17 protein-coding genes are annotated in these 15,416 nt (G+C 39.7%); 7 read left to right on the top strand and 10 right to left on the bottom strand.

Annotated elements, in window-relative coordinates; genetic code table 11:
- Positions 1 to 8: 8 nt before the first annotated feature.
- From CYAN7822_RS06145 to psbB, 6 genes are all read right to left on the bottom strand, one after another.
- Positions 9 to 2,132 (bottom strand): ATP-binding protein, encoded by a 2,124-nt coding sequence (locus tag CYAN7822_RS06145; RefSeq protein ID WP_013321372.1) that lies wholly within the window; start codon positions 2,130 to 2,132, stop codon positions 9 to 11.
- Positions 2,133 to 3,200 (bottom strand): ATP-binding SpoIIE family protein phosphatase, encoded by a 1,068-nt coding sequence (locus tag CYAN7822_RS06140; protein WP_013321371.1) that lies wholly within the window; start codon positions 3,198 to 3,200, stop codon positions 2,133 to 2,135.
- Between the two features lie 7 nt (positions 3,201 to 3,207).
- A complete protein-coding gene (locus CYAN7822_RS06135) occupies positions 3,208 to 3,588 on the bottom strand; it encodes an anti-sigma regulatory factor (protein ID WP_157871787.1) in 381 nt (126 codons plus the stop codon).
- A gap of 4 nt (positions 3,589 to 3,592) precedes the next feature.
- Complete coding sequence (locus CYAN7822_RS06130) at positions 3,593 to 3,997, bottom strand: STAS domain-containing protein (RefSeq protein ID WP_013321369.1); 405 nt, start codon at positions 3,995 to 3,997, stop codon at positions 3,593 to 3,595.
- The gene (locus tag CYAN7822_RS06125) at positions 3,997 to 4,881 is read right to left on the bottom strand and encodes an STAS domain-containing protein (protein ID WP_013321368.1); all 885 of its coding nucleotides are present in this window, start codon (positions 4,879 to 4,881) and stop codon (positions 3,997 to 3,999) included. The genes CYAN7822_RS06130 and CYAN7822_RS06125 overlap by 1 nt, the downstream gene beginning before the upstream one ends.
- Positions 4,882 to 5,191: 310 nt before the next feature.
- Positions 5,192 to 6,715 (bottom strand): photosystem II chlorophyll-binding protein CP47, encoded by a 1,524-nt coding sequence (psbB, locus tag CYAN7822_RS06120; RefSeq protein ID WP_013321367.1) that lies wholly within the window; start codon positions 6,713 to 6,715, stop codon positions 5,192 to 5,194.
- A gap of 667 nt (positions 6,716 to 7,382) precedes the next feature.
- On the opposite strand from psbB, the gene CYAN7822_RS06115 reads away from it, so the two are divergent.
- From CYAN7822_RS06115 to CYAN7822_RS06105, 3 genes are all read left to right on the top strand, one after another.
- Positions 7,383 to 8,429 (top strand): DpnII family type II restriction endonuclease, encoded by a 1,047-nt coding sequence (locus CYAN7822_RS06115; RefSeq protein WP_013321366.1) that lies wholly within the window; start codon positions 7,383 to 7,385, stop codon positions 8,427 to 8,429.
- A 6-nt stretch (positions 8,430 to 8,435) separates the two neighbouring features.
- Positions 8,436 to 10,202, top strand: a complete 1,767-nt coding sequence (locus CYAN7822_RS06110) for a DNA methyltransferase (RefSeq protein ID WP_013321365.1) — start codon at positions 8,436 to 8,438, stop codon at positions 10,200 to 10,202.
- A 96-nt stretch (positions 10,203 to 10,298) separates the two neighbouring features.
- A complete protein-coding gene (locus CYAN7822_RS06105) occupies positions 10,299 to 11,183 on the top strand; it encodes an NAD(P)-dependent oxidoreductase (RefSeq protein ID WP_041933536.1) in 885 nt (294 codons plus the stop codon).
- A gap of 66 nt (positions 11,184 to 11,249) precedes the next feature.
- Here the strand turns inward: CYAN7822_RS06105 and CYAN7822_RS34455 are convergent, their stop codons facing one another.
- The 4 genes from CYAN7822_RS34455 to CYAN7822_RS06085 all read right to left on the bottom strand — a co-directional run bounded on the left by CYAN7822_RS34455 (position 11,250) and on the right by CYAN7822_RS06085 (position 13,786).
- Entirely contained in the window at positions 11,250 to 11,618 is a 369-nt protein-coding gene (locus tag CYAN7822_RS34455; protein ID WP_013321363.1) for a hypothetical protein, read from the bottom strand.
- Positions 11,619 to 11,674: 56 nt separating this feature from the next.
- Complete coding sequence (locus tag CYAN7822_RS06095) at positions 11,675 to 12,313, bottom strand: antibiotic biosynthesis monooxygenase family protein (protein WP_013321362.1); 639 nt, start codon at positions 12,311 to 12,313, stop codon at positions 11,675 to 11,677.
- A 148-nt stretch (positions 12,314 to 12,461) separates the two neighbouring features.
- Positions 12,462 to 12,782, bottom strand: a complete 321-nt coding sequence (locus CYAN7822_RS06090; RefSeq protein ID WP_013321361.1) for a hypothetical protein — start codon at positions 12,780 to 12,782, stop codon at positions 12,462 to 12,464.
- 44 nt (positions 12,783 to 12,826) lie between these two features.
- Positions 12,827 to 13,786, bottom strand: a complete 960-nt coding sequence (locus CYAN7822_RS06085; protein ID WP_013321360.1) for an aldo/keto reductase — start codon at positions 13,784 to 13,786, stop codon at positions 12,827 to 12,829.
- 239 nt (positions 13,787 to 14,025) lie between these two features.
- Here CYAN7822_RS06085 and CYAN7822_RS06080 point away from each other — a divergent pair, with 239 nt between their 5' ends.
- From CYAN7822_RS06080 to CYAN7822_RS06065, 4 genes are all read left to right on the top strand, one after another.
- Positions 14,026 to 14,226, top strand: coding sequence for a hypothetical protein (locus CYAN7822_RS06080; protein ID WP_013321359.1), 201 nt, complete (start codon positions 14,026 to 14,028; stop codon positions 14,224 to 14,226).
- The gene (locus CYAN7822_RS06075) at positions 14,226 to 14,483 is read left to right on the top strand and encodes a ParE family toxin-like protein (RefSeq protein WP_013321358.1); all 258 of its coding nucleotides are present in this window, start codon (positions 14,226 to 14,228) and stop codon (positions 14,481 to 14,483) included. The genes CYAN7822_RS06080 and CYAN7822_RS06075 overlap by 1 nt, the downstream gene beginning before the upstream one ends.
- A gap of 84 nt (positions 14,484 to 14,567) precedes the next feature.
- Complete coding sequence (locus CYAN7822_RS06070) at positions 14,568 to 15,182, top strand: hypothetical protein (RefSeq protein WP_013321357.1); 615 nt, start codon at positions 14,568 to 14,570, stop codon at positions 15,180 to 15,182.
- A 20-nt stretch (positions 15,183 to 15,202) separates the two neighbouring features.
- Positions 15,203 to 15,412 (top strand): DUF6887 family protein, encoded by a 210-nt coding sequence (locus CYAN7822_RS06065; RefSeq protein ID WP_013321356.1) that lies wholly within the window; start codon positions 15,203 to 15,205, stop codon positions 15,410 to 15,412.
- Positions 15,413 to 15,416: the final 4 nt, after the last annotated feature.

Here is a 15,416-nt window from a genome sequence, read left to right as displayed (position 1 = left end):
CCCATACCTCAAATTTTTAAATAGAGTCCTGCTCTTAGCAAAGCTTCTCGAATTTCGCCTCTCTTTTTCTCTTGAGAAGTATGGTTTTTTGAGAGAATTGCTACAGCATATCGAGTTAATTCTTGTCGTTCTGATTCTTCTAAGGGTTTCAAACTATTAATAATGACGGGAATTTGGCAGGTGGTTAAATCATTTTTTAATTTTAATAAAGTTTCCTGTCCGCTCATTTCTGGCATGACTAAATCCAGAACGATCACTTGAGGTTTTTTCTCTTTAGCTAAACGGATACCTTCGATTCCATTGCTGGCTTCAATAAAGTTTAAATCTGTATCATTTAAATAATCTTTAAATAGATTTTGAGAGGCTTTCTCATCATCAATTAACAAAATGGTTTGCTTGATATTTTTTTTGAGCAAGCCATTTAAAGTTTTTAAAAGACTCTCTCGATTTAGCGGTTGATTCAAGAAAGCATCTATCCCTAAAGCCTTTAATTTTTCTTCATCATTAACACTATCGATAACTAAACAAGGAATCTCTCTTATTTCTTGATCGCTTTTAATTCGAGCTAAAAAACTTGAGTAATTCTCTTTTTTGAAAAAATTATCTAAAATTAACGCTTTGGGTTTAAATGAGCGCACAACTTTTTCAGCTTGCTCTAAATTAGTAGAACTCATCATTTGATAACAAGAACCCTTAAAATAGCTTTCATAAGTAAAGCGTGTTTCAGGATTATCGTCCACTACCAAAATAGGTAGATATTTTGCGTCTAGCTGAGGCAATTCCTTTAATTTTGGTTCGTCAGTGCGATAATCGATAGGGAGGTTCAGAAAAAAAGTAGAGCCTTTGCCTAATTCACTAATAACCGAAACATCCCCCCCCAGTAATTGAGCGAGTTTCCGGGAAATCGGTAATCCTAACCCCGTGCCTTTAACCCGTTTTTGTAAAGGTGATTTAAGCTGAACGAATTCATCAAAAATCGACTCAAGGTTTTCCGGCGCAATTCCTATACCGGTATCAGCCACAGAAAAAGTTACATGATTTCCAATTGGCACGGCGGCTACTGTAATGGTGCCTTTTTCTGTATATTTTAAAGCATTAGAGATAAAATTTTTGAGAATTTGAGCGATTTTGCCTTCATCACTATAAACTGATGGGATATGGTCGGGGTCTTCAAAAATTAAAGAGACTGAAGAGTTATTAATTAGCAGAGGACGAAACATTCCTCTTAACGTTCCAAATAAGTCACCAATTTCAAACTTATCCGCATAAATATCGGTTTTTCCGGCTTCTACCTTAGCTAAATCTAAGAGATCGTTAACCATCTCAGAAAGCTGTTGAGCAGCGTTGCGGATGAAAGTTACCTGTTTTTCTTGTTCTGAATTGAGTTCTCCATCCATTCGCTTGAGGAGAAAATTAGAAAGGGATAAAATTGAGTTCAGAGGCGTGCGAAACTCATGGCTCATATTGGAGAGAAAGCGACTTTTAAGCTCACTGACTCGTTTTAAAGACTCTGCCTTTTGGTCTAGTTCGGCATATAGAGCAACTACTCCCCGGTTTGTCTCTTCAAGCTCTTGATTAAGTTGCAGTAAGTCTTCTTCTCGTTGTCGAAGTTGCGCTAGGGTTTGCAGTAATTCCTGATTTTGCTGTTGAATTTCTAAAAGGGGATTTTGAGGCGCAGTTTGGGCTAATTTGTCAACAATTTGGATGAGTAGCTCTTTTGTGATCGGCGGAACTCGCTTAGGTAAATTTTTTCCCAGTAAGACCTTAGTTCCTTGTTGGGGAATAGATTTTATGTCAAAACGGTCCATTAAGCGGCGGCTACTCATAAGTCCCATTCCGCTTGTAGAGTTGTAGTCCCCGTCGAGAATCCTGTCTAGATTAGAAATTCCTTTTCCTGAATCACAAATTTGAATTAAAAAACATTGAGGTTGTTTGCCATCTAAACTGAATTCAACTTTACCACTGCCTGCATATTGAAAGGCGTTACGACAAATTTCTGAAACGGCTGTAGCAATTCGGGTTTGATCTTGAGCATCAAATCCCAGTAATCCCGCTAACTGTCGGGTTCGTTGTCGTGCAATAACGACATCTTGTTCGGAGTTAATTTTTAAAGTGAGGATAAGTTTATTCATTTAATATATTTCCCTCGCCACTAAAACAGTTACATCGTCTCGACCGCGATTAAAATCTCGATATAATACACCCGCAATTAAACTACTATGTTTACTGGTTAAACCCGGATAACGGTCTAAATTCCATTGAGTCCCCAAGCCGTCAGAGTGCATCACTAAAAATCCTCCCGGCTGCCAATCGTAGGTAAATTCTTGAACCTTACGCATTTCATGGCCGACTGTGCCGTTATGAGACACCATACTATAGCTTTTTTGGGGAAAAAATACCGCTCCGGCTATATTTCCTACACCAGCCCATCGTAGGGTTTGGCGGCTAAAATCTATTTCGGCTATGGCGAGGGCTGCTCCCCGCGTACTCCGTAAAGCCAGATGGGTTGCTTCAATAATTTCCTTGGGGTTTAAATGGGCTGAGGCATGAAAAATTCGCCTGGCTTCTAAAGAGGCTTGGGCGGCTGGCAATCCGTGGCCTAAACCGTCGGCGACTAATAGTAATATGCGCTCATCTTGTTGGACAGTTGCCCAGATATCACCGGAAACTTCTTGTCCGGCTTTGGCCAGACAAATGGTTCCTATTTCTAATTTAATTTTATTATCTAAATTAGAGGTGATCGGATTTCCGTAAATCTGATCTAATTTGCTATCCAAGGAAGATAAAGAGGATGAGGCAGAGGTTAACCACAGTTGAGCCAGAATTGCCGTTCCTCCTTTTGGACTCGAATAAACTTCGAAACCATCGGAAAGACGACTAATCGCCCCTAATCCATTCCCGGCGGTTCCGGCTGTAGAAAATCCATCTCGCAAACACTCGCTAATATTGCTCATACCGGGCCCTTGATCGAGAGATAATATTTCTATACCTATTTGATTATCCCTTTCAATTGCCTGCAAAAGTAGCAGCCCTTCGGTGGCATGGAGAACGAGATTATTAGCGATTTCTGTTACCACTAATCCAACTTTTCCGCGTTTGGTTTCATCAAAACCGAGGCGACTGGCTAACGTTAACGCTTCGCGCCGCGCTTTACCGGTTTGACTCGGTTCGGAAATCGGTAACAAAATCGCTTCATTCATCGTTCAATTATTTCCATTTTGTAATTGTAACCCGTGTCCCCTCGCCTACGCGGGAAACAATTGAAAATTCATTGACTAGCCGTTTTGTCCCGCTTAAGCCCATTCCCAGACCTGACCCTGTAGTATAGCCATCTTTAAGGGCTAAATCAAGATCGGGAATACCGGGCCCATTATCTTCAAAAGTGAGCCTTAATCCACGCCGGAAAGACTCTTCAAGAATTTCTAATTTAACCGTTCCTCCTCCACCGTAATCTAGCGTATTGCGGGCTAATTCGCTGGCTGCCGTGACAATTTTAGTCTGATCGACTAAGCTAAATTTTAAGCTAACGGCCATCTGACGTACGGCTTGCCTGACTAGAACAATATCTGAGGAGGATTGAATTGTCATAATTTTATCCCCAAGCATACTTCTTCTTAGTTTTCAGGCTTCTTAGAGGAGTAGCTGTGGACGATTTTTGCAGCAATTGCATTCCCTTTTCGACATTAAGAGCCGTACGAATTCCGGTTAGGGAAAGACCTAACTCGACTAAGGTAATGGCTACTGCCGGCTGCATCCCGACAACAACGGTTTTAGCATCTAATACTTGTGACATTTTCGCAATATTGCCCAAAATTCGCCCGATAAATGAATCGACTATTTCTAAGGCTGAAATGTCAATCAACACGCCTTTGGCTTTAGTCTGAACAATTTTATTGGTCAAATCGTCTTGTAAAGTCATGGCTAAGCGATCGTGCATATCCACCTGAATGGTTACCAGCAGATATTCTCCCATCTGTAGAATAGGAATCTTTTCCATTACCACCTCCCCTCACTTTCTGAGGCATCTTTTTTTTGCTCTATTTTCAACCCCATTCGTCTTAGAGCTAGTGCAAAAGCATCAGCTAAGGATGCCTTGGTGACAACATCAGCTAAATCTACACCCAAATAGACAATGGTTTGGGCAATTTGAGGACGAATTCCACTGATAATACATTCAGCCCCCATCAATCTTGCGGCTGTTACTGTCTTCAGTAAATGTTGAGCCGTTAATGTATCGACTGTCGGCACACCGGTAATATCAATGATGGCAATTTCTGCGCCCGTCTCAACAATCTGCTGTAAAAGAGATTCCATAACAGTTTGAGTGCGGGCACTATCGAGCGTTCCGATAATGGGCAAAGCTAAGATTCCCTCCCAAAGTTCTACTACAGGGGTGGATAATTCTAGCAGTTCTTCTTGCTGGCGTAAGATGATCTCCTCGCGGGTTTTTTGATAGATTTCGGTTGTCCAGAGTCCTAATTTATCTAGGAGGATGGTAATTACACAAATATTGTCAATCAGTTCGATACTGTTTTGAGCAAGTTCTTGGCGTAGGTGTTTAAATAAAGGTTGTTTTAAGGAAAAAATAAAAGAGGCTGTTTCACTGGGACTAAACCCTTTGTGACTGCGGCTACGAGAAATACTCGCTAAAAGATCTCTAACCTGACTCCATTGCGGCGTTTGAATGTTATTTAAATTTCCCTGCTCTATGGCCTCACTAAACAAATGTAGAAATTCCTGACATTCTTCGCGCAGTTGTTGCTCCTTAATTAAGTCTTGACGTATCCCATTAGATGCTTGTTCTTCAAGCCACTCGGCTAAAATTTCAGCTTTATATTTTTTGACAATTTCGAAAATTATGTTATTGTCATTCGCGCTCATTTGTTTGATTTCCTTCGTTGTTTAAAGCCAGCCGTTCAGTTGATACCAATCTATCATCCTACAAGAATTTTTTAATGACTAGGGAATTGTACGGCTTTGATTAAGAAACTATTTAGAGAAAATGTTTTTATTTCATATTCTCTATTAACTTAAAAATAACTTCATGGTTTACATCTAGCTATTGCTTTAAAAGTTAATCCGTTTAGATTTTAACAAAAATCTCCACAATTGTATCTCTAAAGAAAAAGCGGAAGGATAGAACTCCCTCCGCCTTGTTTTCAGTTGACAAAATTGCTAGATTATGTTAAATCTAGGCTTCTTTACGGGTACTCAAGTCACCCACTTTAGCAAATACTCCGAATTCCACTTGTTCTTCGAGGTCCGGATCAATACCGGCAAATACATCTCGGTACAGAGTACGAGAGCCATGCCAGATATGACCGAAGAAGAACAGAAGGGCGAAGCAAGCATGACCAAAAGTAAACCAACCTCTGGGCGAAGTACGGAATACCCCGTCAGAGTTTAAGGTTTCGCGGTCAAAGTCAAACGGTTCACCTAATTGAGCCTTACGAGCAAAGATTTTAACATCAGCAGGGTTGTCAAAGGTTTTTCCATCTAACGCACCACCGTAGAAGGTAGCGGTTACACCGGTCTGCTCAATAGAGAGTTTAGACTCAGCACGACGGAAAGGAATATCAGCGCGAATTACCCCTTCAGAGTCAGTTAAGACAACCGGGAAAGTTTCAAAGAAGTTGGGCATCCGACGGACGTTTAATACCCGACCTTCGCTATCTCTAAATACGGGGTGTCCAAGCCAAGCTTGAGCGATCCCATCCCCACTATCCATTGCACCAGTACGGAATAAACCGCCTTTTGCAGGGCTATTACCTACATAGTCGTAGAAAGCAAGCTTTTCTGGAATTTTAGACCAAGCTTCTGAGGGGCTATCTCCTTGAGCAACACTGGCTTCAACTCGACGCTGAATTTCTTTTTGGAAGTAGCCTTGGTCCCATTGATAACGGGTAGGTCCAAACAATTCGATGGGGGTGGTGGCATTTCCATACCACATGGTTCCCGCTACTACGAAAGCCGCAAAGAACACTGCCGCAATACTGCTAGAGAGAACGGTTTCAATATTCCCCATTCTGAGGGCTTTATAAAGCCGCTCTGGAGGACGAACCGTCAAATGGAATAGACCAGCAATAATACCAACAATACCGGCTGCAATATGGTGAGCTACAACTCCACCGGGGTTAAACGGGTTAAACCCTGATGGACCCCATTCTGGTGCTACCGGTTGAACGTGGCCGGTCAACCCATAGGGGTCTGACACCCACATTCCAGGACCCCATAAACCGGTGAGGTGGAAAGCACCAAAACCAAAACAAAGAAGACCAGATAAGAACAGGTGAATACCGAACATTTTCGGTAAGTCGAGGGCGGGTTCACCAGTACGGGCATCAACGAAGAGTTCTAGATCCCAGAAAACCCAGTGCCAAACGGCCGCTAAGAACAGCAAGCCAGATAAAACGATGTGAGCAGCCGCCACGCCTTCAAAAGACCAGAAACCGGGGTTTACTCCGGTTTCACCGGTGACGCTCCAGCCACCCCAAGACCCTGTTACTCCCAAACGAGCCATGAAGGGCAGTACAAACATACCTTGCCGCCACATGGGATTGAGAACCGGATCACTAGGATCAAACAAAGCAAGCTCATAGAGAGCCATAGAACCTGCCCAACCTGCCACCAGAGCGGTGTGCATCAGGTGAACAGAGATCAAACGTCCTGGATCATTCAGAACCACTGTATGGACTCGATACCAAGGTAGTCCCATTGACTACGCTCCTCCTGTTAATTGTTACTGTCTACGGCGACGCTTTTTTCTTAACGTATCTTGGGTTATAGATTTTGCCTACTCTCAGAGAGCTATATAAACGACCAAGAGTTGGCTTAAGCTTGATCTATTATCCCTTAAACTGACATTTCTCCTACATGATGACGCAAGCGTTATCGGAGAGGATTTTTATGAACCGACAGCCTAATTAGCTTAGGTTATAGGTTTACGGGCAATTTACTTTAAGCGTTTATGAGTTTTGACAACTCGCAGTTTGATCTTAGCCAAACAGAGAGAGGGTTTCTCATAATCACTTGTCAACCTGCCCGTAGGATTTTATGCCTAACCAACTATCTCTAGCTGGTTGTCGTTGACAAGGGTTTTGTTCTCTGTATATTATCATTCGGTCGGCCTTCCTCCACTGTCAGAATTAGAGGTTTGCGGCTGTTGCCTACTCCCGACCTTAAGATGAATTTTCTTTAAAAGAGTGTAACGATTGTTAGAGTCGATGGCAAGGGCAGGGCAAAAATTAGTTGGCGACGTGATCGCCTTTTCCTCTCCCTTGTCAGTCTTTAGTCACAAAGAAGGGTCATTCATCATCACCATCTGATGTTAAACTGGGATGAGCAAACTCTATTAACTTGTTAGCTCTAGCATTGGGAAAGTAATGGCTCAACCTTATGGTAACTATCGAAGAACCTTTGAGGAATTGGAAAAGGTCGCTTCTAAGTTTTGGCCGTCTGAGCTATCGGAGCAAGAAGCTAAGTTAAGTATTATTCCCCTGTTGCTGGAAACACAAGACCAGTTTATTTCTATTTTGAGTATTGAGGTTCGTGATTTAGATAATTTATTTGATGTAGTTCAAGCCTCTACTTTACCAGCTAACCTTTTTTTAAAACACTTAGTCATTCTTGCAGACTTTGGAGGTGAACCTTTACAAAGAGTAAGTTCTGAATTTAACACTCTTTTTCCAGAAAAAAAATTGAGTTATATTTGGCGAGGCGAGCAACGCTCTTACACTTTTCGCGCTTTACCTATACGTTCATTTAATAATAAAAATTTAAAAATAGATGGGAAAAAGTTGGTTGAAGATCATCCTTTAGATGATTTACAAAAAGATGCAATTGCGATCTTATTGTTTGGCAATACATATAGTGATGATAATCAATCAGCATCGGTACTTTTAAAATGTGAAATAGGAGAGTATTTAGGAAAACCCGATCAACTTACCAATTTTATTAAGCAGAGATATATCTGGGTTAGTCGTATTACCGGCGGAGCGCAATCTAATAGTTTAGGCCAAATAGCTCAACAATTTGTTGATCAATATATTAAGGAAAATATAAACCTAAACCTAGTTACTATTAATTCGAGTGGTCGCTTACCGAATGTTACTCATACTGATACAGAAACTGGACGAATGACATCCTTTGATTTAGTAGTTACTAATAATTCTAAATATATAGCGATTGAAGTTAGTTTTCAAGTAACAACTAATAGCACTATAGAACGTAAATCAGGACAGGCAAGATCAAGATACGAACAAATTCAACAAGCCGGTCACAAAATAGCCTATGTCATTGATGGTGCAGGCAACATTCAAAGAGAATCTGCTTTGCGTAATATTTGTTCCCACAGCCATTGTACAGTAGGTTTTTCTCGCTCCGAGTTGGATGTGCTTTGCAATTTTATTAAAGAGTGTTTTTCATCATAAAATTTTATGGCTCATATTTCAGAAAATGCAAAACCCCTACAAGGAAAAATAATTAATATTGACCCTCAAAATTTATCCCTAAAACAAGTTGATGAATTGACTGATGTTTGTTTAATCTGGTTGCCGTGTTTTAATGATGAGTTACTCAACAATACTCCTTTACAGAAAATTCCTCATATTATTCCTCAAATAACTGAAAAATTAGGCGGAAAAGCCACATTAATTATTGTCGGCGAAATTATTGATTTAATACAAGTTCAAGAACAAATATCCTCATCTTTACATTTTCATCACTGGATAGCCATAAGACGAAGACGACAAGAAAAATTATTAACCCATAATCAGCATCTTCCTAATTCTCATTTTGGTGCATTAATTTATACAAAATATCAAGGATCACTCCAGCATACTAAAACAAGAATCAGATATACTTACTGTCCCGCCTGTGACAAAACAACCAAAGATTATGGCGGCAAAAAACATACTTATCATGAAGATGGAACTTTACTATCAGATGTGTGGCGGGATGAGGATTGTGACCCGAACATTGACCTTACACCAATTATTACTAGATTCGCAGATTTATTTGGCATTGACTCCTATCAACAATTAACAGTATTTGATTGTAGAAAGCGCTTGCCGGAACGTCGAATTAGCACACCACCTATTGAGCTTTTCTTGCCAGAAAATCAATTAACCGAAGAATACACTAATAAAATCTTAACGGGGGATTGCCTAGACTATTTAAAAAAATTACCGGATAATTCTATTGATTTTGCTTTTGTCGATCCGCCTTACAATCTCAAAAAACAATATTCCGGCTATTCAGATGATTTAGAAATTGAGCAATATTTTCAATGGTGTGATCAATGGATTAGGGAAATAGCACGAGTTTTAAAACCGGGCAGAACTTGTGCAATTTTAAATATACCGCTCCGAGCCATTCGCCATTTTATTTTCTCAAAAACCCTTCTACAATTTCAAAATTGGATTGTTTGGGATGCCTTGGCTTTTCCCGTCAGATTAATCATGCCTGCACACTATACAATTTTATGTTTTAGCAAAGGAAAACCGAGAGAATTACCGGGTTTGATGGGTGAATCAGGGATAACTACTACTACTAGCGCCCCCGAAACCTTTAACGCTTTAAACCCTTTAGCTGACGATTTTTGCTTGCGTTCTAGCTGTATCAAAAAACGGAAAAATTTAAACATAAATGACCGCACTCTTCTAACTGATTTATGGTCAGATATTCATCGATTAAAACACAATAGCCGCCGCGTGGATCATCCCTGTCAACTTCCCCCCCATTTAATGTATCGTTTAATCTCATTATTTACTGAAATGGGAGAGGTAGTATTAGATTGCTTTAATGGCGCAGGAACGACTACTCTAGCCGCTCATCAAATCGGACGTAAATATATAGGAATAGAAATCTCTCCCGAATATTCTAAAATCGCTATAGACAGACATGATGAAATAGTAAAAGGTTTAGATCCATTTCGTAAAGAAGACCGTATTTTAAGGGCAAAAAATAGCCCTGTGCCTCGTCTTATCAAACAAAAATATCAAGTTTCTAAAAAAACCTTGCAGCTAGAAGTGAAACGAATTGCCCATGAGCTAGGTTATTTACCTTCCCGTGAAGAAGTGATCCAGTATGGTCAATTTCCCATTAAATATTATGATGAATACTTTAGCAGTTGGGGAGAAGTTTGTGCCGCCGCACGAACCACAGGCATGAAAGAAACTAGGAATCTCACAACTTTTAAGTAGGTAAATAGCATAAAATAGAATAAGTTTGTCGGGTGAGCAATGCCCACCAAAGCGTTTAATTATGACCAGCAATTTAATGATCTAGGAGTAATTCTAATGACCAAACAACTTGCATTTTTAGGACTTGGGGTAATGGGCGCTCCCATGACAGCAAATTTAGTTCGTCAAGGTTATACTGTCAAAGGGTGGAATCGTACTTTTAACCGTCCCGGGGTAGAAATTGCTCAAAATGCAGGTGCTATTATCGTCTCTTCTATCCAGGAAGCGGTAGAAACTGCCGATATTGTCTTTACTTGTGTTGGAGATGTTCCTGATGTGGAAGAAGTGATTTTAGGAGAGCAAGGAGTCGTTAACTTCGCTCAACCTAATACATTAATTGTAGATTTTAGTACCATCGGCAGCAAAGCAGCCATTAAGATAGGAGAAGAATTAAAAAAGCATAATCTTCGCTTTATGGATGCGCCTATTTCAGGAGGAGATATCGGGGCCCAAAAAGGAACTCTTACCATTATGGTAGGAGGAAATGAAAAAGATTTCCAAGAATGTTTTCCCTACTTTGAAGCAATGGGAAAAACGATCCGTTTGTGTGGCCCTGTGGGGAGTGGACAAGCAGTAAAATTATGTAATCAAGTCTTAGTTTCGGGTTACATGGTGGCTTTATGTGAAGCGATAGAAATGGCAAAAAAACAGGGAATTGACCCCAATTTAATGATAGAAGTGTGTAGTACCGGGGCTGCCGGTTCTTGGGCATTAGCGAATTTAGGGCCTAAAATTACGGCTTCTGATTATAACCCGGGTTTTATGATTAAACATATCCTAAAAGACCTGCGATTAGTTAAGGAAACCCTAAACGGAGAATTAGATCAAATACCCGGAGTAGAATTAGCCGCTCGTCTATTTCAAATCGTAGCAGAAATGGACAACGGTGAAGGGGCAAATCTGGGAACTCAAGGAATGATTAGAGCTTATCAAAAACCTTAATTTTTTAACAACAAAGCTTCAATAAAATTATATTGATTGCCTTCTAATTGATACTCTCAAAATTAATTATTGAGGATTGATATTGCTTAACCATAAATTAATTTTATTAACAATTTCATCTTTTTTCTTGGATTGGTATGTCGCTAGTGGAGCTTCCCAGTCTTGATGTTGAATCAGGATTAATTTATAACATCCATTTGGATCGCCTTCAGGATACCAACCTAAATCTAAAATTAAATTATATTGAGAGTTTTGAAGTTGAAGTAAATCTTCTATAAAAAGTTCCCAAATATTTTCATTAAGTAGTCCTTTTACTTGAATATTAAAAATACTAGAATCTGGTTCAACATCATAAAATTGATGACAAACTACATTCCAGCCAGTAGGAATTTGCAATTGTTGTAATTGAATCTCTCGGAAATTAAAACGACGCATAATTCCTAAACTTGGAAATAACAATTAGGGCTTATCAAATTTTTGATGAGTTCTTTTTAATCAACTGGTTCTGTCAAGACCACCTCATAAAGATGATGTTCATTATCAGCAATTCCTTCCCAATAAGGAGCATCAGAAGCAAATCCGGGTTGTTTTTTCAGTTCTTCGATAGCATCAGCATTAAGCCATTGTCCGTAATTGATCACGCGAGTTCCGTCAAGACTTCGATGAAAATTAGCTGATACTAATCCGGGTAATTGCATTGCTTTGCCGATATTTTCGGCTGCTAATTCTAGCATACGAGGTTGATTATCTGGCGTGAGTTTAAATTGGGCAAAGTGAGCGATATAACCGCCTTTTGAAATGGTCGGAGTCCCGATTTTTGATTGGGATAAAACTACCTCATAAATATGAATATCTGGCGGGTTAAACTCTCTAAGTTTAGCGGCTTTAGCTTGGACTTCTGTATTATTGAGGAAAGCTTGATAATCTTCTCGAGTTTTCCACTGAGCGTAGTTAGCAACCTTGACCCCATCTAGGCTTTTATGGATACTCGCCGATACAAAACCGGGCTGTTGTTTTACGGTGGCTAAAAATTCTGCAATTACATCGATTAATTCTTGCTGTTGTTGAGGCTCGACGGAAAAAATAATGATCACGGTAATAACTTCATTATGGATAGCAATTGTCGGCATTTTAAAATCTCCATTGTTGGGAAAAAACCTTGACCGAGTATAGCTAAGAAATTTTATTGAGGTGAATTGAGCCTGAAAATTAATTGGTGTTTAAGTCGATGAACATTTAGTTTTAGTAATAATATAAAGTGGGACTTGCCCACTCGAATTATTTTTGAGAGGGTTCATTAATTTTCACCACTCCATCTGCTTTCCCTAGACATTCTACCACTTGTTCTCCCGTGAGTAATCGGCTGAGAATAACTTTCCCAAAAGGACCAGGTTTAGTAACATCAGGGGTTGGCATAACTTCTACCATTAGAATATTGTCTTCAACTTCATGAAGCCATAAAACTTGACCCCGTTCTACCATGCCTATATTAAGCCGCTTAATGTGGGGTTTTCGCCGCCAGGACATTTCGTCCCAGAGTCCGCCAAATTCCCACACTCGCTCAAAAGTCCATCCTTCAGATAAGAAAAAATATTTCACTGTCTATCCTTTTTCGCTCCTACGACGGAAACTGATAGCAAAAATTACCAGTTCCACATCACCGGATCATTATCTAAATGATCGGTGACTTGTCGTCCAATTCGATCTATTTCTTTAATATCTTCAGGTGAAAGTTGCACATCTGCGGCTTTAGCGTTTCCTTGTGCTTGTTCGGCATTGCGTGCCCCGGCGATGGCATTAGTTTGGGGTTGAGCAATTAACCAAGCTAGGGCTAAGTTTGCTAAACTACATCCATAACGCTCGGCAATAGGACGCATTTGATCTAAGGCTTTTTGGGCGCGTTGATAGTTTTCCCCTTGAAATAGCTTATTTTTTGCCCGATGATCTCCTGGCGCAAATTGGTGATCGGGTCCAAATTTACCGGTTAGCAATCCTTGAGCCAGAGAAGAATAGGCTAAAATTGAGATATTTTGCTCTATACAGTAGGGCACAGCATCCTGTTCAACTTGCCGCCAGAAGAGGGAATAGGGCGGCTGTAGGCTATCAATACGCCCATATTGCATGGCTTCTTCGAGTTGAGTTCGAGAAAAATTTGAGACACCAATGGCGCGAATTTTGCCTTGTTCTTTAAGATGGTTAAGGGCGCTCATGGTTTCTTCGATGGGGACAATTTCTGAGTTAAAAGAACCAGCAGGCCAATGAATTTGATAGAGATCAATATAGTCGGTGTTTAAGTTTTTTAGAGAACCTTCACAAGCTTTGATCACTTGGTCATATTTGAGATGGTTAGCAAAGACTTTTGAAGCATAGACCACTTGTTCGCGTACATCAGAAAGCGCTTGAGCAACAATTTTCTCTGAGTGTCCCTCTCCATAGACTTCTGCTGTGTCAATGGTGGTAATTCCGGCTTCAAATGCGGCGCGTATAGATTTAATGGTTTCTTCGTCTTCAATACCAACCCACATCCATTTCCCGGCTTGCCAAGTTCCCATCAAAATAGGGGTTATGTAGATATCTGAGTTACCGAGTTGTCGTTTTTCCATGTTGTTTACCTACTTAAACGAGCCATCAGTTATTAGGAATTACTATCTAAGACTATCACTTTTTTTGGCTTTGAGGATGACACTAGGGGTAAGGTTGATCCTGAGCCTGATTTGAAGCCAGAGGTTATCGAGAAAATTGGCCAGGATATTAGATAAAAAGAGAAAATTGAAAATAATTATTAAGAAAAAGATTAAAAATTAGGTTACAATGAAATGAGAATTAAAGTAACGTAAGGTTTATGTTAACACCTGAGCAAATAGAAGCTGCAATTCTCCAACTTCCGTCTGAGGAGTTCTGTAAACTTAGGGAATGGTTTTATGAATTAGATGAGCAACGATGGGATGAACAGTTAGAAAAAGATATTGCTGAGGGAAAATTAGAAGCTCTTGCTCAAGAGGCGATCGCTGATTTTGAAGCGGGGAACTGTCGACAAATCTAATGCACTATACCACTCGTCGATTCTGGCAATGCTATAATGCTTTACCTGAGTCAGTACAGGAAACTGCTAACCAGAGTTACGAATTGCTTAAAGTTAATCCGTCTCACCCTTCTCTGCATTTTAAGAAGGTTGGTAAATACTGGTCAGTCCGGGCAGGGTTGGGTTACAGAGCATTAGGCGTAGAAGTTGAAAAAGGCATTTCGTGGTTTTGGATTGGTACACACGCAGAATACAATAAATTGATCAGTTACCAGTAACCCAATAACTAAAGGTTTTTGCTATCCTATCTTTTCTCATTAAGTGCTTCTATATCATTGAGACATATCCTGGTAAAAGCCTATATGAAACAAATTGAATATTTAGAGTTCATTATCCATTTGGAAAAGCAAATTCGCAGTGTTGTTCAAGATACGTTTCCACGACCTTGGACTGAAGACTATCTATCAGAAAACTTAGTCAAAAAACTTACAAAGACAATTAATGGAGTTAAAATAGTTGATTTGGAACGTCCGTTTGATCTCAAATGCGATGCCTTTAAGCTAAAGGGTACGTGTGAGCAAACTCATGGTGATATTGCAATTTTAGTTGTATTTGAATCATGGGAGGGAGAGAAACTTGAAGGAGTAGGATTCCTAGAAGCAAAAAAAAAATATGAAAAATCTCGAAAGTATGATAAGTTAAAAACTGCTCAACTAAAAAATATTAAGAAAAAAACTCCTCTCGCATCTGTTCTTCTTTATGATTGGGAAAAAATCACAGAATTTAATGATAATTTAGTGTTTACTAATTCCCAATATCGATGGAACTTTAGGTATTTTGAGCGTGAACTTTTCACCTTCTATACTCATGCCGTAGTTGTACCGATTGGTACAGTAATAGAACTTGGTAAGAATACTACAGCACTTTATAAGTATTGCTGGCGTAACAGAAAGCTTGGAAATTTTGATTTTTCCTGATGGTCAATGGAGGTTCAACAATGACTAAACCTGACTTTAGTAAAATGACTCGCCAAGAGTTAAGAGCCTATATTTTAGCTCATCGTGAAGATGATGAGGCAATCGAAGCGCTGATTAGACGTAGCGATCCTAATAGTCCAAAATATAGATTTCCCCAGACTGAGGAAGATTTAAGGGAAATGGAAGAGATCCTTAAAAGAAAACTGGAGAGCAGAGGAGAAGCCGTCTAACAAA

Source organism: Gloeothece verrucosa PCC 7822 (genome assembly GCF_000147335.1).
Lineage (GTDB): Bacteria > Cyanobacteriota > Cyanobacteriia > Cyanobacteriales > Microcystaceae > Gloeothece > Gloeothece verrucosa.
Note: the sequence above shows the minus strand (reverse complement) of the source record. Positions and strands in the feature narration are given on the sequence as shown.